20 protein-coding genes are annotated in these 16,471 nt (G+C 73.3%); 3 read left to right on the top strand and 17 right to left on the bottom strand.

Annotated elements, in window-relative coordinates; translation table 11 throughout:
• Positions 1–63: 63 nt before the first annotated feature.
• From trpA to hisI, 9 genes are all read right to left on the bottom strand, one after another.
• Positions 64–882, bottom strand: coding sequence for a tryptophan synthase subunit alpha (gene trpA / locus AB0F77_RS17170; protein WP_361948395.1), 819 nt, complete (start codon positions 880–882; stop codon positions 64–66).
• Positions 879–2,162 (bottom strand): tryptophan synthase subunit beta, encoded by a 1,284-nt coding sequence (gene trpB / locus AB0F77_RS17175; RefSeq protein WP_361948398.1) that lies wholly within the window; start codon positions 2,160–2,162, stop codon positions 879–881. Before trpB ends, trpA begins: the two co-directional genes overlap by 4 nt.
• Positions 2,163–2,220: 58 nt before the next feature.
• Positions 2,221–2,436, bottom strand: a complete 216-nt coding sequence (locus tag AB0F77_RS17180; RefSeq protein ID WP_361948401.1) for a tryptophan synthase subunit(beta) — start codon at positions 2,434–2,436, stop codon at positions 2,221–2,223.
• Between the two features lie 21 nt (positions 2,437–2,457).
• Positions 2,458–3,267, bottom strand: a complete 810-nt coding sequence (gene trpC, locus AB0F77_RS17185) for an indole-3-glycerol phosphate synthase TrpC (protein WP_361948404.1) — start codon at positions 3,265–3,267, stop codon at positions 2,458–2,460.
• Positions 3,268–3,405: 138 nt separating this feature from the next.
• Complete coding sequence (locus AB0F77_RS17190; RefSeq protein WP_361948407.1) at positions 3,406–3,846, bottom strand: DUF2752 domain-containing protein; 441 nt, start codon at positions 3,844–3,846, stop codon at positions 3,406–3,408.
• Positions 3,847–3,931: 85 nt separating this feature from the next.
• Positions 3,932–4,198, bottom strand: coding sequence for an HGxxPAAW family protein (locus tag AB0F77_RS17195; RefSeq protein ID WP_361948410.1), 267 nt, complete (start codon positions 4,196–4,198; stop codon positions 3,932–3,934).
• A 161-nt stretch (positions 4,199–4,359) separates the two neighbouring features.
• The gene (locus AB0F77_RS17200) at positions 4,360–4,998 is read right to left on the bottom strand and encodes a TIGR02234 family membrane protein (protein WP_361948413.1); all 639 of its coding nucleotides are present in this window, start codon (positions 4,996–4,998) and stop codon (positions 4,360–4,362) included.
• 73 nt (positions 4,999–5,071) lie between these two features.
• A complete protein-coding gene (locus tag AB0F77_RS17205; protein WP_361948416.1) occupies positions 5,072–6,574 on the bottom strand; it encodes an anthranilate synthase component I in 1,503 nt (500 codons plus the stop codon).
• A gap of 11 nt (positions 6,575–6,585) precedes the next feature.
• The gene (hisI, locus tag AB0F77_RS17210) at positions 6,586–6,978 is read right to left on the bottom strand and encodes a phosphoribosyl-AMP cyclohydrolase (protein ID WP_361948419.1); all 393 of its coding nucleotides are present in this window, start codon (positions 6,976–6,978) and stop codon (positions 6,586–6,588) included.
• A 70-nt stretch (positions 6,979–7,048) separates the two neighbouring features.
• On the opposite strand from hisI, the gene AB0F77_RS17215 reads away from it, so the two are divergent.
• Positions 7,049–7,684, top strand: coding sequence for a TIGR03085 family metal-binding protein (locus AB0F77_RS17215; protein ID WP_361948422.1), 636 nt, complete (start codon positions 7,049–7,051; stop codon positions 7,682–7,684).
• 30 nt (positions 7,685–7,714) lie between these two features.
• On the opposite strand, the gene hisF is transcribed toward AB0F77_RS17215, so the two are convergent.
• From hisF to hisD, 8 genes are read right to left on the bottom strand one after another with little or no spacing between them, the layout of a single operon-like run.
• On the bottom strand, positions 7,715–8,470 hold the full coding sequence (gene hisF / locus AB0F77_RS17220) for an imidazole glycerol phosphate synthase subunit HisF (protein ID WP_361948425.1): 756 nt from the start codon (positions 8,468–8,470) through the stop codon (positions 7,715–7,717).
• Positions 8,467–8,862, bottom strand: a complete 396-nt coding sequence (locus AB0F77_RS17225) for a RidA family protein (protein ID WP_361948428.1) — start codon at positions 8,860–8,862, stop codon at positions 8,467–8,469. The genes hisF and AB0F77_RS17225 overlap by 4 nt, the downstream gene beginning before the upstream one ends.
• Entirely contained in the window at positions 8,859–9,584 is a 726-nt protein-coding gene (gene priA / locus AB0F77_RS17230; protein ID WP_361948431.1) for a bifunctional 1-(5-phosphoribosyl)-5-((5-phosphoribosylamino)methylideneamino)imidazole-4-carboxamide isomerase/phosphoribosylanthranilate isomerase PriA, read from the bottom strand. The genes AB0F77_RS17225 and priA overlap by 4 nt, the downstream gene beginning before the upstream one ends.
• On the bottom strand, positions 9,581–10,246 hold the full coding sequence (gene hisH, locus AB0F77_RS17235) for an imidazole glycerol phosphate synthase subunit HisH (RefSeq protein WP_361948434.1): 666 nt from the start codon (positions 10,244–10,246) through the stop codon (positions 9,581–9,583). The genes priA and hisH overlap by 4 nt, the downstream gene beginning before the upstream one ends.
• Positions 10,243–10,407, bottom strand: coding sequence for a hypothetical protein (locus AB0F77_RS17240; protein WP_361948437.1), 165 nt, complete (start codon positions 10,405–10,407; stop codon positions 10,243–10,245). Before AB0F77_RS17240 ends, hisH begins: the two co-directional genes overlap by 4 nt.
• Before the next feature lie 4 nt (positions 10,408–10,411).
• Positions 10,412–11,005: an imidazoleglycerol-phosphate dehydratase HisB gene (hisB, locus tag AB0F77_RS17245; protein WP_361948440.1), complete on the bottom strand. Its 594-nt coding sequence runs from the start codon at positions 11,003–11,005 to the stop codon at positions 10,412–10,414.
• Complete coding sequence (locus tag AB0F77_RS17250; RefSeq protein ID WP_361948443.1) at positions 11,002–12,111, bottom strand: histidinol-phosphate transaminase; 1,110 nt, start codon at positions 12,109–12,111, stop codon at positions 11,002–11,004. The genes hisB and AB0F77_RS17250 overlap by 4 nt, the downstream gene beginning before the upstream one ends.
• On the bottom strand, positions 12,108–13,451 hold the full coding sequence (gene hisD, locus AB0F77_RS17255; protein ID WP_361948446.1) for a histidinol dehydrogenase: 1,344 nt from the start codon (positions 13,449–13,451) through the stop codon (positions 12,108–12,110). Before hisD ends, AB0F77_RS17250 begins: the two co-directional genes overlap by 4 nt.
• Positions 13,452–13,675: 224 nt before the next feature.
• On the opposite strand from hisD, the gene AB0F77_RS17260 reads away from it, so the two are divergent.
• On the top strand, positions 13,676–15,253 hold the full coding sequence (locus AB0F77_RS17260; RefSeq protein WP_361948449.1) for an oxidoreductase: 1,578 nt from the start codon (positions 13,676–13,678) through the stop codon (positions 15,251–15,253).
• Positions 15,254–15,439: 186 nt separating this feature from the next.
• Positions 15,440–16,468 (top strand): hypothetical protein, encoded by a 1,029-nt coding sequence (locus AB0F77_RS17265; protein ID WP_361948860.1) that lies wholly within the window; start codon positions 15,440–15,442, stop codon positions 16,466–16,468.
• Positions 16,469–16,471: the final 3 nt, after the last annotated feature.

Genomic DNA, 16,471 nt, shown 5'->3' on the forward strand with positions numbered 1-16,471 from the left:
CGAACCGGGGAGGCGCAGCGCGCCTCCCCGGTCCCAGGTCCACCCGTTCGAGTGATCGGCGTGTCACGCCTGTCCGCGGACGCCCTTCGCCAGCTCACCGGCGAGTTCCCGCACGGCCGCGATCCCGGCGGCGGGGTCGGGCGCGTCCAGCATCCGCTTCACGAACGCCGAGCCGACGATCACGCCGTCGGCGAAGCCGGCGACCTCGGCGGCCTGCGTCGCGTCGGAGACGCCGAGGCCGACGCAGACGGGCAGCTCGGTGCCGGTGGCCCGGGTGCGTTCCACCAGGTCCTGGGCCTGCGCGCCGACGGACTCACGGGTGCCGGTGACACCCATGAGCGAGGCCGCGTAGACGAAGCCGCTGCCCGCCGCGGTGATCTCGCCGAGCCGCTCGTCCTTGCTGCTGGGGGCGACCACGAAGACGGTGGCGAGGCCGTGCTTCTCGGCGTGCTCGCGCCACAGCGCGGACTCCTGGACCGGCAGGTCGGGCAGGATGCAGCCCGCGCCGCCCGCCTCGGCCAGCTCGGCGGTGAACCGCTCGACGCCGTAGCGGTCGATGGGGTTCCAGTACGTCATGACGAGCACCGGCTTCCCGGTGGCCACCGACGCCTCGTGGACCGTGCGCATCACGTCCGCGATCCGGACGCCGCCGCGCAGGGCGATGTCGTCGGCGGTCTGGATCACCGGGCCGTCGAGGACTGGGTCGCTGTGCGGCAGCCCGACCTCCACCACGTCGGCGCCGCCGTCCAGGACGGCGCGGATCGCCTCGATGCCGCCGTCCACGGTGGGGAACCCGGCCGGGAGGTAGGCGATGAGGGCGGCGCGTCCCTCGGCCCGGGCGCCGGCGAGGGTGTCGCTCAACAGCTGGATGTTGCCGCTCACTTGGCGTCCCCCTCGATCTCGGCGGTGTCGGCGGCGTCGGCCGCGACCTCGGCGTCGGTGTCGTACAGCCCGAAGTAGCGGGCGGCCGTGTCCATGTCCTTGTCGCCGCGCCCGGACAGGTTGACCACGATCAGCCCGTCCTTGCCCAGCTCCTTGCCGACCTCCAGGGCGCCGGCCAGCGCGTGGGCGCTCTCGATGGCCGGGATGATGCCCTCGGTGCGCGACAGCAGGCGCAGGGCCTGCATGGCGGCGTCGTCGGTGACCGCGCGGTACTCGCCGCGCCCGCTGTCCTTGAGGTAGGAGTGCTCGGGCCCGATGCCCGGGTAGTCCAGTCCGGCCGAGATCGAGTACGGCTCGGTGATCTGGCCCTCGTCGTCCTGGAGGACGTAGGAGCGGGAGCCGTGCAGGATGCCGGGCTCGCCCGCGGTCAGGGTGGCCGCGTGTTCCCCGCTGTCGATGCCGTGGCCGGCGGGCTCGCAGCCGATGAGGCGGACGCCCTCGTCGGGGATGAAGGCGTGGAAGAGGCCGATGGCGTTGGAGCCGCCGCCGACGCAGGCGATCGCGGCGTCGGGCAGCCGGCCCGCGTGCTCCAGGAGTTGGCGGCGGGCCTCGACGCCGATGACGCGGTGGAAGTCGCGGACCATCGCCGGGAACGGGTGCGGTCCCGCGACCGTGCCGAACAGGTAGTGGGTGCGGTCGACGTTGGCGACCCAGTCGCGGAACGCCTCGTTGATGGCGTCCTTGAGGGTGCGGCTGCCGGACTTCACGGCGACGACCTCGGCGCCGAGCATGCGCATGCGGGCGACGTTGAGGGCCTGCCGCCGGGTGTCGATCTCGCCCATGTAGATGGTGCAGTCGAGGCCGAACAGGGCGCAGGCGGTGGCCGTGGCGACACCGTGCTGGCCGGCGCCGGTCTCGGCGATGACCCGGGTCTTGCCCATGCGCTTGGTGAGCAGGGCCTGGCCGAGCACGTTGTTGATCTTGTGGGAGCCGGTGTGGTTGAGGTCTTCGCGCTTGAGGAACACCCGGGCGCCACCGGCGTGTTCGGCGAACCTCGGGACCTCGGTCAGCGCGCTGGGGCGGCCGGTGTAGTGGACCAGCAGGTCGTCGAGTTCGCGGGCGAACTCGGGGTCGTGCTTGGCCTTGTCGTACTCGACGGCGACCTCGTCCACGGCGGCGACGAGGGCCTCCGGGATGAACTTGCCGCCGAATGCCCCGAAGTAGCCTTCGGGGGTGGGAACTCGACCCTCCGGGTCGGGGAAGAAGTAGTCGCTGGGCATGCGTGTACCTCACGGTGAGTGTGTGAACGGACACTGTTCGCCGTGGGGGCGGGGATCGTCAGTCGGCCGCGGGCCGGACGTGGTTGATCGCGCAGTTCCCCGCGCCCCTCACGGGGCGCTGCCATCGGCGGCCGTTCACCTGTCCCGGTTCGTCACCGATGACGTACCGCACCCGACGGCCGTGCACCCGCCTCGCCGGGGCGCGGCAGCCCCGCGGGCGGCAGCCGCGCGCCAGACGGGCGTAGCGGTCCACGGTGGTCACGGTGAGAGTCATCGGGGGCAGCCTAGCGGGAGATCAGTCCCGGCCGTGCCGGAGGGCCGGGTGGGCGCCCGCCGCGACCAGGTCGGCGACGGCCGTCCTGGGGTCGCGGCCGGTGACCAGGGACTCGCCGACCAGGACGGCGTCCGCGCCGGCGTTGGCGTAGGCGATCAGGTCGTGCGGGCCGCGCACGCCGGACTCGGCGACCTTGACGATGCCCTCGGGGATCTCGGGGGCGACGCGCTCGAACGTGCCGCGGTCGACCTCCAGGGTCTTGAGGTTGCGCGCGTTGACGCCGATGACCTTGGCGCCCGCGTCCACGGCGCGGTCCACCTCGTCCTCGTCGTGGACCTCGACGAGCGGGGTGAGGCCGATGGAGACGGCACGCTCGATCAGCGACTCCAGGGCGGGCTGCTCCAGGGCGGCGACGATCAGCAGCGCGAGGTCGGCGCCGTACGCGCGGGCCTCCCACAGCTGGTACGACGTGACGATGAAGTCCTTGCGCAGCACCGGGATGTCGACCCGGGCGCGGACGGCCTCCAGGTCGGCGAGCGAGCCGCCGAAGCGGCGCTGTTCGGTGAGCACGGAGATGACGGCGGCGCCGCCCGCCTCGTAGTCGGCGGCCAGGCCGGCCGGATCGGCGATCGCGGCGAGCGCGCCCTTGGACGGGCTGGAGCGCTTGACCTCGCAGATCACCTTGACGCCGTCGCCGCGCAGGGCGGCCACGCCGTCCTTGGCGGCGGGCGCCTTCGCCGCGCGCTCCTTCAGCTCGTCGAGGCTGACGTGCGCCTGCCGCTCCGCGAGGTCGGCACGGACTCCGTCGATGATCTCGTCGAGCACACTCACGCGAGCGGCCCCCTTTCCGGGCGGTGGTTCCTTCCGGGTCCGAAACCCGTGGTCACTGCGATGGTATCCGGAGGAGGGCGCGGGCCTCACATCCGGTTGACGCCCGCCCCTCCGCCACACCGGGCGGAGGGGAGTCGATCAAGGGTGGAGCCAGCCGCCGAAGGGCAGGTTCCGGACGACGGTGAAGACCAGCAGCAGCGCGCCCAGACCCCACAGCTGGGCGGGGCCGAGGCGCAGGTTGACGGGCCGGCCGCGGGCGGCGCGGGCCGCCCAGAGGGTCCACAGGACCACGAAGCCGAGGTAGGCGGCGACGGCCGGCGCGTTGTCGTGGAGGGCGGCGGAGAAGTCGCCGTGGACGAACGCGTGCGCGCTGCGCAGTCCGCCGCAGCCGGGGCAGTACAGGCCGGTGAGGCGGTACAGGGGGCACACCGGGTAGTGGCCCGGCTCGTTGGGGTCCACGGTCCCGACGTAGGCGAAGGCCCCGGCGACGGCGGCGAGGATCCCGGCCGGGACGGCCAGCCGGGCCAGGGGGCCCGTGCGCGGTACGACGTGCTGACGGTCGGCGTTCACGTCTCGCATTGTGCCCCGGGCGGGGCGGGGACGCGCCGCGGGGGCGGGCCCTGGTGCGGGTCCGCCCCCGTGCACGAGGTCGCGTACGGCGGGATCAGCTCTCGGCGCCGGCCGGCTCGGGCGTGGCCGCCGCGGTGCGGGGCTGCGGCTGGGGCACCGTGTGGGCGTCCTTCGGCTGGCCGAGGCCCATGGCGCGCATGATGCCGCCGACCACACCGCCGAGGGCGATGATCACCATGCCGGCCCAGAAGCCGAGCGGGTTGGCCCCCACCATGAAGGCGCCCGCGACGCAGAAACCGATGAAGGCGATGATGACACCGGTCCAGGCGGCCGGGGTGTGGCCGTGGTTGCTGCCCGCCATTGCTTGCTCCTCGTGGCTGTGTGCGTGTGTGAGCCGGACGCTCATCACGTTCCATTGTCCTGTATGCCCCCGCCCACCGTGACCGCGGGTACCCGTCTGCTTCGCCACACCGGAAGCCCGCCGGCCGGCACGTCGTGCCGCCGCGCCGGCCCCGGGCGGGTCTACGCGCCCGTCGGGTCCTCGCCGCGGTCCAGGGCCTTCCAGAGGTCCTCGGGGCGGTCGGGGTCGGTCGGGGCGGGGGTGCGGGCGGGACGGGTGCCGCCCCGCTCGTAGCGGCCGGACATCGCGGGCCACAGGCGGCCGTAGCGCAGGGCGAGGAGCCCGGCGAGCAGCAGCAGCACACCGCCGGCCGCCGCGACGTAGGGCCAGCCCGTGTGGCTGAGCGCGGCGGCGGTGGCGGAGGAGTCCCCGGTGGCCTGCGCGGCCTTCTCGTCGAGTGCGGAGCCGTCGTCCGCGCCCATGAGGGCGGCGGCGACGGTGCCGGCGCCGGAGAGCGCCAGGAGCCCGGCGACCAGCAGTCGTCCGGAGCGGCGGACGGCGAAGACGGCGACGAGCGCGGCGAGGCCCACCACGGCGAGGGCCGCGGGGACGCCCGTGACGTCGCTGCCGCGCACGGTCAGCGGGAAGGCGCCGCCGGCCACCGACGCGGTGCCCTCCGACCAGCGCTGCCGGGTGGCCAGCAGGGCCACGGCCGCGCCGAGCGCGCCGCAGAGCAGGGCGAGCGCGAGGCTCCGGCGACCGGCTCGCGCGGGGTCCGCGGCTTCGGTACGGGGGTGAGGTACGGCAGTCACGTACTCCACTATCGCCTGAACCCCGGGTTCCGCGTCACCCGGGGTTCACGTGACAATCGCCCCATCGGCGCCCCGAAGGCGCCTAGCGGCCCAGCCGGTTCGCCGTGTGGACGGCGCGGAGCACGGCGGCGGCCTTGTTGCGGCACTCCTGGTCCTCGGCGACCGGGTCGGAGTCGGCGACGATGCCGGCGCCGGCCTGCACGTAGGCGGTGCCGTCGCGCAGCAGCGCCGTACGGATGGCGATGGCGGTGTCGGAGTCGCCCGCGAAGTCGAGGTAGCCGACGCAGCCGCCGTACAGCCCCCGTCTGGCGGGCTCCAGTTCGTCGATGATCTGCATGGCCCGGGGCTTGGGGGCGCCGGAGAGGGTGCCCGCGGGGAAGCACGCCGTCAGGACGTCGAAGGCGGTGCGGCCCCGGGCGACCTTGCCGGTGACGGTCGAGACGATGTGCATGACGTGCGAGTACCGCTCGACGGACATGAAGTCGACGACCTCGACGGAGCCGGGTTCGCAGACCCGTCCGAGGTCGTTGCGGCCGAGGTCGACGAGCATCAGGTGCTCGGCGCGCTCCTTGGGGTCGGCGAGCAGTTCCTCGGCGAGGTCCTGGTCCTGCTGCGGAGTGGCGCCGCGGTGCCGGGTGCCGGCGATGGGGTGCACCATGGCGTGGCCGTCCTCGACCTTGACCAGGGCCTCGGGGCTGGAGCCGACGACGTCGAAGACGCCGCCCTCCGTGTCGGGGAAGCGGAACAGGTACATGTACGGGGACGGGTTGGTGGCCCGCAGGACCCGGTAGACGTCGAGGGCGCTCGCGGTGCAGGGCGTCTCGAAGCGCTGCGAGGGGACGACCTGGAACGCCTCGCCCGCGCGGATGCGTTCCTTGATGTCCTCGACGGCGTCCCGGAAGTCGGGGCCGCCCCAGCGCGCGGTGTACTCGGGCAGCTCGGAGGGCGGCAGCACGGCCGGGGGCTGGGCGACCGGGCGGGAGAGGTCGGCCTCCATGGCGTCGAGGCGGGCCACGGCGTCGGCGTAGGCCTCGTCGACGCCGGTGTCGAGGTCGTTGTGGTTGATCGCGTTGGCGATCAGCAGGACCGAGCCCTCCCAGTGGTCCATCACGGCGAGGTCGCTGGTGAGGAGCATGGTCAGCTCGGGGAGCCGCAGGTCGTCGTGGTCGCCGGGGCCGATCTTCTCCAGGCGGCGGACGATGTCGTAGCCGAGGTAGCCGACCATGCCGCCGGTGAAGGGGGGCTGGCCCTCCTGGTGCGGGGTGTGCAGGGCCTCGACGGTGGCGCGCAGGGCGGCGAGGGGGTCGCCGTCGACGGGGACGCCGACGGGCGGGGTGCCGAGCCAGTGCGCCTGCCCGTCGCGGGTGGTGAGGGTGGCGGCGGAGCGGACGCCGACGAAGGAGTAGCGCGACCACCTGAACGCCGTGCGGCCGTTCTCCGCGGACTCCAGGAGGAAGGTGCCGGGGCGTTCGGCGGCCAGCTTGCGGTACAGCGCGACCGGGGTGTCGCCGTCGGCGAGGAGCGTGCGGGTGACGGGGATGACCCGGCGGTCGGTGGCGAGTTTGCGGAACGTCTCCAGATCCATGGCGGCCGACCTTACTGAGCCGGTGCGGCCGGGGCGCCGCCGGCGTCCTTGACCAGCACGTCCTCGTCGAAGCAGGTGCGCGCGCCGGTGTGGCAGGCGGCGCCGACCTGGTCGACCTTGACCAGCACGGTGTCCCCGTCGCAGTCGAGGGCGACGGACCTGACCCACTGGACGTGCCCGGAGGTGTCGCCCTTGACCCAGTACTCCCGGCGGCTGCGGGACCAGTAGGTGCAGCGGCCGGTGGTCAGCGTGCGGTGCAGTGCCTCGTCGTCCATCCAGCCGAGCATGAGCACCTCTCCGGTGTCGTACTGCTGGGCGATCGCGGGGACGAGCCCGTCGGCGCTGCGCTTGAGGCGGGCGGCGATCTCGGGGTCGAGGCTGCTGGGCGGGGGCGTGCTGGTCATGGGTGCCATTGTGCCGCGCGGGGCCGACAGGCCCGGTGCGGTGTCCACAGCGTGGTCGTAGGCTGACAGCATGTCGACCTTCGCCAAGCGTGAACGGCTCCTGTTCGCCGATCTCTTGGAAACCACCGGTCCGGACGCCCCGACCCTGTGCGAGGGGTGGGGGACCCGGGATCTCGCGGCGCACGTGGTGGTGCGCGAGCGCCGCCCCGACGCCGCGGGCGGCACCCTGCTCAAGCCGCTGGCCCCGCGTCTCGACCGGGTGATGGAGGAGTACGTCGCGAAGCCGTACTCGGAGCTGATCCAGCTGATCCGCACCGGCCCGCCGCGCTTCTCGCCCTTCCAGCTCAAGCAGCTCGACGAGGCGGCCAACACGGTCGAGTTCTACGTCCACACGGAGGACGTGCGCCGCGCCCAGCCCGACTGGTCGCCGCGTGAGCTCGACTCGGTCTTCCAGGACGCCCTGTGGGCGCGTCTGGAGCGCACGGCCCGGCTGCTGGGGCGGGGGGTGCCGACCGGTGTGGTGCTGCGCCGCCCGGACGGCCAGACGGCGGTGGCCCACCGCGGGACCCCGGTCGTGACCGTCACGGGCGAGCCGTCCGAACTCCTCCTGTTCGCCTTCGGCCGCCAGAGCGCGGCGAAGGTCGAACTGGACGGCGAGGACGCCGCCATCACCAGACTCCAGGACTCCAGGCAACTCGGCATCTGACTCCCCCGCCCGCGCGGGGGGCCACCCGCCTCAGCGGACCGGGTGGCCCGCCTCCCGGAGGGCCGATTTGACCTGGGGGATCCTCAGGTCGCCGAAGTGGAAGACCGAGGCCGCCAGGACCGCGTCGGCGCCCGCGGTGATCGCCGGGGGGAAGTGGGCGAGGGCGCCTGCGCCGCCGGAGGCGATGACCGGGACCGTGACGTGCTTGCGGACGGCGGCGATCATCTCCAGGTCGTAGCCGTCCTTCGTGCCGTCGGCGTCCATCGAGTTGAGCAGGATCTCCCCGGCGCCCAGCTCGGCCGCGCGGTGGGCCCATTCCACCGCGTCGATGCCGGTGCCCCGGCGCCCGCCGTGGGTGGTGACCTCGAAGGAGCCGGACTCCGTGCGGCGCGCGTCCACCGACAGGACCAGGACCTGCCGGCCGAAGCGCTCCGCGATCTCGCGGATCAGGTCGGGGCGGGCGATGGCGGCGGTGTTCACGCCCACCTTGTCGGCGCCCGCCCGCAGCAGCCGGTCCACGTCGTCGGCCGTGCGCACGCCGCCGCCGACCGTCAGCGGGATGAACACCTGCTCGGCGGTGCGGCGCACCACGTCGTAGGTCGTCTCCCGGTTGCCCGAGGACGCGGTGATGTCCAGGAAGGTGAGTTCGTCGGCGCCCTCGGCGTCGTACACCTTGGCCATCTCGACGGGGTCGCCCGCGTCGCGCAGGTTCTGGAAGTTCACGCCCTTGACGACCCGGCCGTTGTCCACGTCCAGGCAGGGGATGACTCGGACCGCCAGGGTCATGCGGGCACCCCCCGGAACGCCTCCACCTCGACCTCGACGACCATGCTCGGGTCCACGAAACCGGAGACGATGATCATCGTTGCGGCGGGCCGGACGGCGTCGAACAGTTCCTTGTGCGCCCGCCCGACCTCGTCCACGTCACGCGCGTGAGTGATGTACATGCGGGTCCGTACGACGTCGTCCCGGCCGAGCCCCACCTGCTCCAGCGCCGACAGCGCGACGTTGAAGGAGTTCACCGCCTGCTCGTACGGGCCGCCGCCGACGATCTCGCCGTTCACGACCGAGGCGCAGCCGGCGACCAGCACCAGGCCGCCCGGCAGCTCCACCGCACGGGAGTAGCCGAACTGCTCCTCCCAGGGCGCGCCCGTGGACACGCGTCGTACGTCGCTCACCGGGACACCGCCTCCAGGGCCTCTTCGAGGGTGAACGCCTTCGCGTAGAGGGCCTTCCCGACGATGGAGCCCTCGACACCGAGCGGCACCAGATCGGCGATCGCCCGCAGGTCGTCCAGGGACGACACCCCACCGGAGGCGACGACCGGGCGGTCGGTGGCGGCGCAGACGTTCTTCAGGAGCTCCAGGTTGGGGCCCTGGAGCGTGCCGTCCTTCGCGATGTCGGTGACGACGTAGCGCGCGCAGCCCTCCTTGTCGAGCCGCTCCAGCGTCTCGTAGAGGTCGCCGCCGTCCCGCGTCCAGCCGCGCCCGCGCAGGGTCGTGCCGCGCACGTCGAGGCCGACGGCGATCCGGTCGCCGTGCTCGGCGATGACCCGGGCGACCCACTCGGGGCTCTCCAGGGCGGCGGTGCCGAGGTTGACGCGCGTGCAGCCGGTGGCGAGCGCGGCGGCCAGCGAGGCGTCGTCGCGGATGCCTCCGGACAGCTCCACCTTGATGTCCATGGCCCCGGTGACCTCGGCGACCAGGGCGCGGTTGTCACCGGTGCCGAACGCGGCGTCCAGGTCGACCAGGTGCAGCCACTCGGCGCCGGCGCGCTGCCAGGCGAGGGCGGCCTCCAGCGGGGAGCCGTACGAGGTCTCGGTCCCGGACTCGCCGTGCACGAGGCGGACGGCCTGGCCGTCGCGGACGTCGACGGCGGGGAGGAGTTCGAGCTTGCTCACAGTGTTCCGATCCAGTTGATGAGGAGCTGGGCGCCGGCGTCGCCGGACTTCTCGGGGTGGAACTGCGTGGCCCACAGCGCGCCGTTCTCCACGGCCGCCACGAACGGCCTGCCGTGCGTCGACCAGGTCACCCGGGGCGCCCGCATGGCCGGGTTGAGCGTCTCCAGGGACCAGTCGTGGACGGCGTAGGAGTGCACGAAGTAGAAGCGGGCGTCGGTGTCGAGGCCCGCGAACAGCTCGGAGCCGGGCGCCGCCTCGACGGTGTTCCAGCCCATGTGGGGCACGACGTCGGCCTCCAGCGGCTCGACCGAGCCGGGCCACTCGTCCAGCCCCTCGGTCTCCACGCCGTGCTCGATGCCGCGCGCGAACAGGATCTGCATGCCGACGCAGATGCCCATGACCGGGCGCCCGCCGGACAGCCGCCGGTCGACGACCCAGTCGCCGCGCGCCTCGCGCAGCCCCTTCATACAGGCGGCGAAGGCGCCGACGCCCGGTACGAGCAGTCCGTCGGCGTTCATGGCGGCGTCGAAGTCACGGGTGATCTCGACGTCGGCCCCGGCCCGTGCGAGGGCGCGCTCGGCGGAGCGCACGTTGCCGAAGCCGTAGTCGAAGACGACGACCTTCTTCCGGCCGCGCGCGGGGCTGTTCGCGGGGCTGCTCAATTCCACACCTCCAGCCGCAGCACGCCGGCCGCGAGGCACATGGCCGCGCCGATGGACAGCAGCACGATCAGGCTGCGGGGCATCTGCTGCTTGACGAAGGAGACGATGCCGCCGACGAGGAAGAGGCCGACGACGATCAGGATGGTGGACAGGCCGTTCATGGCTTTACAGGGCGCCCTTCGTGGACGGGAGGATGCCGACGGCGCGCGGGTCGCGCTCGCTCGCGTAGCGCAGCGCCCGCGCGAGCGCCTTGAACTGGCACTCCACGATGTGGTGCGCGTTGCGCCCGTAGGGCACGTGCACGTGCAGGGCGACCTGGGCCTGGGCGACGAACGACTCCAGGATGTGCCGGGTCATCGTGGTGTCGTACTCGCCGATCATCGGCGCCATGTTCTCGGGCTCGGTGTGCACGAGGTAGGGGCGGCCGGAGAGGTCGACGGTGACCTGGGCGAGGGACTCGTCGAGCGGGACCGTGCAGTTGCCGAAGCGGTAGACGCCCACCTTGTCGCCGAGCGCCTGCCGGAAGGCGGCGCCGAGCGCGAGGGCGGTGTCCTCGATGGTGTGGTGGGAGTCGATGTGCAGGTCGCCGTCGGTCTTCACGGTGAGGTCGAACAGACCGTGCCGGCCGAGCTGGTCGAGCATGTGGTCGTAGAAGCCGACCCCGGTCGCGATGTCGGTCCTGCCGGTGCCGTCGAGGTCGATCTCGACCAGGACCGAGGTCTCCTTGGTGGTGCGCTCCACGCGCCCGACGCGGCTCATGCCTCAAGCTCCTTCTTCAGTTCACGGACCGCGTCCAGGAACGCGTCGTTCTCCTCGGGGGTCCCGGCGGACACCCGCAGCCGTCCCGGTACGCCGTTGTCCCGGACCAGCACGCCCCGGTCGAGAATCTTCCGCCAGGCGGTGTGCGCGTCCTCGAACCGGCCGAACTGCACGAAGTTGGCGTCGGACGCGGTGACGTCGTAGCCGATGGCGCGCAGTTCGGCGACGAGCCGGTCGCGTTCGGCCTTCAGCTGCTCGACGTACTTGAGCAGCGTGTCGGTGTGTTCCAGGGCGGCCAGCGCGGTCGCCTGGGTGACCGCGGAGAGGTGGTACGGCAGCCGGACGAGCTGGACGGCGTCCACGACGGCGGGGTGCGCGGCGAGGTAGCCGAGGCGCAGTCCGGCGGCGCCGAACGCCTTCGACATGGTGCGCGAGACGACGAGGTGCGGCCGGCCGTCGAGCAGCGGCAGCAGCGAGTCGCCGTGGCTGAACTCGACGTACGCCTCGTCCACGATCACCATGGTCGGCCCGGCCGCCTGTGCCGCCTCGTACAGCGCGAGGACCGTGTCGGCCGGGACCGCGTTGCCCGTGGGGTTGTTGGGGCTGGTGACGAAGACGATGTGCGGGCGGTGCTCGGCGACGGCGCGCTCGGCGGCGGGCAGGTCGATGGTGAAGTCCGCGCCGCGGGGGCCGGAGATCCAGCCGGTGCCGGTGCCGCGCGCGATGAGGGAGTGCATCGAGTACGACGGCTCAAAGCCGAGGGCCGTACGGCCCGGTCCGCCGAAGGTCTGGAGGAGCTGCTGGATGACCTCGTTGGAGCCGTTGGCCGCCCAGACGTTCTCCGGGCCGAGCGGGTGCTTGCCGGTCCTGGTCAGGTACTTGGCCAGCTCGGTGCGGAGCTCCACCGCGTCCCGGTCCGGGTAGCGGTTGAGGTCGCGGGCGGCCTCGCGCACCCGCTCCGCGATCCGCTCGACCAGCGGTTCGGGCAGCGGGTAGGGGTTCTCGTTGGTGTTCAGCCGTACGGGCACGTCCAACTGGGGCGCGCCGTAGGGGGACTTGCCGCGCAGCTCGTCCCGTACGGGCAGATCGTCGATTCCGAAGCTCACTTGCTCTCAGGCACCTTCCAGCCGAACCTCGCCTTGACCGCCGCGCCGTGCGCGGGCAGGTCCTCCGCCTCCGCGAGCGTCACCACGTGGTGCGCGACCTCGGCCAGCGCGTCCTTCGTGTAGTCCACGACGTGGATGCCGCGCAGGAAGGACTGGACGGACAGGCCGGAGGAGTGGCAGGCGCAACCGCCGGTGGGCAGCACGTGGTTGGACCCGGCGGCGTAGTCGCCGAGCGAGACCGGGGCCCAGGGTCCGATGAAGATCGCGCCCGCGTTCCTGACCCGGTCGGCGACGGCGGCGGCGTCGGCGGTCTGGATCTCCAGGTGCTCGGCGCCGTACGCGTCGACCACCCGCAGGCCCTCGTCGACGCCGTCGACCAGGACGATCGCGGACTGCCGGCCGGCGAGGGCGGGGGCGATCCGGTCGTCGACGTGCTTGGTGGCCGCGACCTGCGGCTCCAGCTCCTTCGCCACGGCGTCGGCCAGCTCGACGGAGTCGGTGACCAGGACGGCGGCGGCGAGCGGGTCGTGCTCGGCCTGGCTGATCAGGTCGGCGGCGACGTGCACCGGGTCGGCCGTGTCGTCCGCGAGGATCGCGATCTCGGTCGGGCCCGCCTCCGCGTCGATGCCGATGCGGCCGGTGAAGAAGCGCTTGGCGGCGGCGACCCAGATGTTGCCGGGGCCGGTGACCATGGCGGCGGGGGCGCAGGACTCGGTGCCGTAGGCGAACATCGCGACGGCGGTCGCGCCGCCGGCCGCGTAGACCTCGTCCACGCCGAGCAGGGCGCAGGCGGCGAGGATCGTGGGGTGCGGCAGCCCGCCGGCCGGATCGTTCTCGAAGGCGGGGGCCTGGGCGGGCGAGGCGAGCGCGATCGACTCGACGCCGGCCTCCTGGGCGGGCACGACGTTCATGACCACGGAGGACGGGTAGACGGAGCGGCCGCCGGGCGCGTAGAGCCCGACCCGCTCGACGGGCACCCACTTCTCGGTGACGGTGCCACCCGGCACGACCTGGGTGGTGTGCGTCGTACGGCGCTGGGCGCGGTGGACGAGGCGGGCGCGGCGGACGGACTCCTCCAGGGCCGCGCGGACGGCGGGGTCGAGCGCGTCGAGCGCGTCGGTGAGCGCCCGCGCGGGGACGCGGACGGATTCCAGCCGTACCCCGTCGAACCTCTCGGCGAAGTCGATCAGCGCCGCGTCGCCCCGATGATGCACGGCCTCGCAGATGGGACGCACCTTCTCGAGGGCGGCCTGGACGTCGAAGTCGGCTCGGGGCAGCAGGTCGCGCAGGGCGGGGCCCTCGGGAAGGGCGTCGCCACGCAGATCGATTCGGGAGATCACGGTTTCAATTCTCTCAGACCGGGGTGGGGCATCGTCCGCGCGTATCAATGGCTGATACAGAACGTGGCCGGAACCCGGAAGATCACCCTCCCGTCTAGTGTTCCGGGCGTCGCGCACCGGGCATCAACGCTGCACCACCGCGCATGAGCGGAGCGTCACCGCGAGAAGCGGAGGAACCCGAGCATTCGGATCAAGCAGAGGAAACAGAGAAAGAGAGCACAGCCGTGACCGACGGGGAGGGCCTGCGCGCCGGTGACCTGCCGAACGACCTGACGGCGGCCGAGGCGGGCATGTGGCAGGCGTTCCGCAACGGCACCGTGTACGACCTGAGCAGCGGCGACCCGGTCGTCGACGATCCGCACGGCGGGCACCCGTGGGGGCCGGGGCGCACGGTGCGGGCGCGGATCGTGTGCTGGCTGCTGCTGGACGGTCCGCCGCCGCTCGCGGGCCGGGTGGCGTCCCTGAAGCTGTCGGGCGTGCAGATCACCGGCACCGTGGACCTGGCGGGCGGCACGGTGACGCCGTACGTCGAGCTGAAGGGCTGCCGTTTCGAGCGGGAGGTGCTGCTGCCGGAGGCCCGGTTCACGACCGCCCGGCTGGTGAACTGCTCGGTGCCGCGGCTCGAGGCCGCCCGGGTGAGCACCGAGGGCGATCTGCATCTGCCGCGCTGCCGCTTCCACAACGGCGTCCGGCTCACCGACGCGCACATAGGCACCGACCTCATGCTCAACCAGGCGGTGGTCTACCGGGACCGCACCGGCCGTTCGATCGCAGGGGACGGCATGACCGTCGGCCAGGACCTCCAGGCCGAGCTGCTGGAGTCGCACGGTGAGCTGAGCCTGCGCGGCGCCAAGGTGGGGGTGTCGCTCAGCCTGCGCGGGGCCCGGCTGGCCAACCCGTACACACGGCTCGCGCTGAACGCGCCCCAGCTGACCGTCGGGCGCACGCTCTATCTGACCCCGGCCGGGGTGGGCAGCCCGCTGCTGAGCGGGACGACGCCCGCGCGCGGGACGCGCATCCAGCGCTTCGAGTGCGAGGGCGGGGTGCGGCTGGACGACGGGCGGTTCGGGGACTCGGTCGACCTGGAGCGGGCGCGGTTCGTGTTCACCGACGAGCAGGAGCTGTCGCTGCGCCGGGTGCAGACGCCGGAGCTGCGTTTCGTCGGGGAGCGGCCGGCGCTCGGCAAGGTGGTGCTGTCGGGCGCGCGGATCGTCACGCTGGTGGACCGTGCGGGCAGCTGGCCGGGTCCGGGCAGCCTCCAGATGGGCGGCTTCGTCTACGAGAACCTGGTGCCGCAGGGGCCGTTCCCGCTGGAGCGGCGGCTGGAGTGGGTGGCGGCGGCCACCGCCGAGTACCACCCGGAGCCGTACGAGCGGCTGGCCGCGGTGCTGCGGGCCGCCGGGGAGGACGAGGACGCGCGCGAGGTGCTGCTCGCGAAGCAGCGCAGGCGCCGCGAGACGCTGCCGCTGGCGGGCAAGCTGTGGGGGTACGTGCAGGACTGGACGGTCGCCTACGGGTACCGGCCGGGCCGGGCGGCGGTGTGGATGGCGGTGCTGTGGGCGGTGGCCACGCTGGCGTTCGCGCACGCGGGACGTCCGCAGGCGGGGCCCGGCGCGCATCCGGTGTGGAACCCGGCCCTGTTCGCGCTGGACCTGCTGCTCCCGGTGATCGATCTGGGTCAGGCGGGGCAGTGGCAGCTGCGCGGTCCCTGGCAGTGGCTGGCGGCGGTGCTGATCCTGGTGGGCTGGATCCTGGCGACGACGGTGGCGGCGGGCGCGACACGGCTGCTGCGCCGGGGGTAGCGAGTGGTGCGGCAGCCGGTGGTACGGCAGCGGATGGTACGGCTGTGACTCCTGTGGCGTGAGAGGCGTGCGACGGGCGCCCGACAGGTGAGGAACAGTCACCTTTTACCCTCCCTTGACCGTCACGCGTACAACTTTCCATGAGTTGTCCCGATGGCCTGGCGCGTCCGCGACCTGCGTCTTTCAATGGTCGGCACCATGGCTCTGCTGCGCGCGCTCCTCCGCTCCGCCCGGAGGTCACGAACCTCCTCGCGCCCCGCCGGATCGCCGGCCGACGACGAGGTCCTGCTCGACGCGCCCGACGACCGTCTCGCCCCCGCGCTGGTCGGGGCCGGCCGCGGCGAGTACGGCCCGGCCGCCGATCTGCTCGCCGCCACCCGCGGGGCCGCCGCGTGGGAGGACCGCGACCGTTACGTGCTGGGGCTCGCCGCCTTCGCCCGCTCCCGCCCCGAGTGGGTCGCGGACTGGCGGGCCGCCGCCCCCGGTGACCCCGGTGTCCTCCTGCTGCTGGCCCAGCTCGCCGTCGACCGCGGCATGGCGTCCCCGGCCCGTACGGAACTGCTCGCCGACGTGGGCCCGCTGATCGCCGCCGCCGCGGACGCCGGTCCGCAGGACCCGGTGCCCTGGCGGCTCGCCCTGGACCACGCGCACGGGGTCCGCGCCGGGCACCCGGAGTTCGAGCGGCTGTGGGCGCAGGCGGTGCGCCGCTCGCCGCACCACTACGGCTGCCACGTCGCCGCCCTGCGCCATCTGTCCGCGACCTCGCGCGGCTCCCACGGCGAGTGCTTCGACTTCGCCGAGTCGGCCGCCCAGGACGCCCCCGCCGACGCGCTCGTCCAGGCGCTCCCGGTCCGCGCGGCGGTCGCCTGCCTGGCCCGGGGCACCCGCGTGGGCGCGGCCCGGCTGGACGCCGCCGCCGACCGCGCGATCGCGCTGTCCGCGCGCTTCCCGGCGGGTGACCCGTGGCCGGCCGAGGTGCGCAATCTGCTGGCGTACGTGCTGGTGGCCGTGGGCCGGCGGCAGGACGCACTGGAACAGCTCCGGCTGATCGGGCCGTACGTCACGTCCTTCCCGTGGGACCGCGTGTCCGACGATCCGCTGGGTCACTTCCTGCGGCTGCGCGCGGAGCTGTCGGCGCCGGATCCCGGGCTCATCCCGTCCCCGCGGCGGCCCGGGAGCGAGGACGGCGGACACACTTCCGCCGGTGACCATTAGGCT

This window comes from Streptomyces sp. NPDC026672 (assembly GCF_040638185.1).
GTDB lineage: Bacteria > Actinomycetota > Actinomycetes > Streptomycetales > Streptomycetaceae > Streptomyces.

What these genes read in the sequence shown, in the direction of transcription:
- AB0F77_RS17195 (WP_361948410.1), bottom strand. Translation starts at nt 4,198, where the DNA reads ATGGCGGGCAGCAACCACGGCCACACCCCGGCCGCCTGGACCGGTGTC.
- AB0F77_RS17190 (WP_361948407.1), bottom strand. Translation starts at nt 3,846, where the DNA reads ATGCGAGACGTGAACGCCGACCGTCAGCACGTCGTACCGCGCACGGGC.
- AB0F77_RS17265 (WP_361948860.1), top strand. Translation starts at nt 15,440, where the DNA reads ATGGTCGGCACCATGGCTCTGCTGCGCGCGCTCCTCCGCTCCGCCCGG.
- AB0F77_RS17215 (WP_361948422.1), top strand. Translation starts at nt 7,049, where the DNA reads ATGTCGACCTTCGCCAAGCGTGAACGGCTCCTGTTCGCCGATCTCTTG.
- hisB (WP_361948440.1), bottom strand. Translation starts at nt 11,005, where the DNA reads ATGAGCCGCGTCGGGCGCGTGGAGCGCACCACCAAGGAGACCTCGGTC.
- AB0F77_RS17180 (WP_361948401.1), bottom strand. Translation starts at nt 2,436, where the DNA reads ATGACTCTCACCGTGACCACCGTGGACCGCTACGCCCGTCTGGCGCGC.
- hisI (WP_361948419.1), bottom strand. Translation starts at nt 6,978, where the DNA reads ATGACCAGCACGCCCCCGCCCAGCAGCCTCGACCCCGAGATCGCCGCC.
- hisF (WP_361948425.1), bottom strand. Translation starts at nt 8,470, where the DNA reads ATGACCCTGGCGGTCCGAGTCATCCCCTGCCTGGACGTGGACAACGGC.
- AB0F77_RS17240 (WP_361948437.1), bottom strand. Translation starts at nt 10,407, where the DNA reads ATGAACGGCCTGTCCACCATCCTGATCGTCGTCGGCCTCTTCCTCGTC.
- trpB (WP_361948398.1), bottom strand. Translation starts at nt 2,162, where the DNA reads ATGCCCAGCGACTACTTCTTCCCCGACCCGGAGGGTCGAGTTCCCACC.
- AB0F77_RS17205 (WP_361948416.1), bottom strand. Translation starts at nt 6,574, where the DNA reads ATGGATCTGGAGACGTTCCGCAAACTCGCCACCGACCGCCGGGTCATC.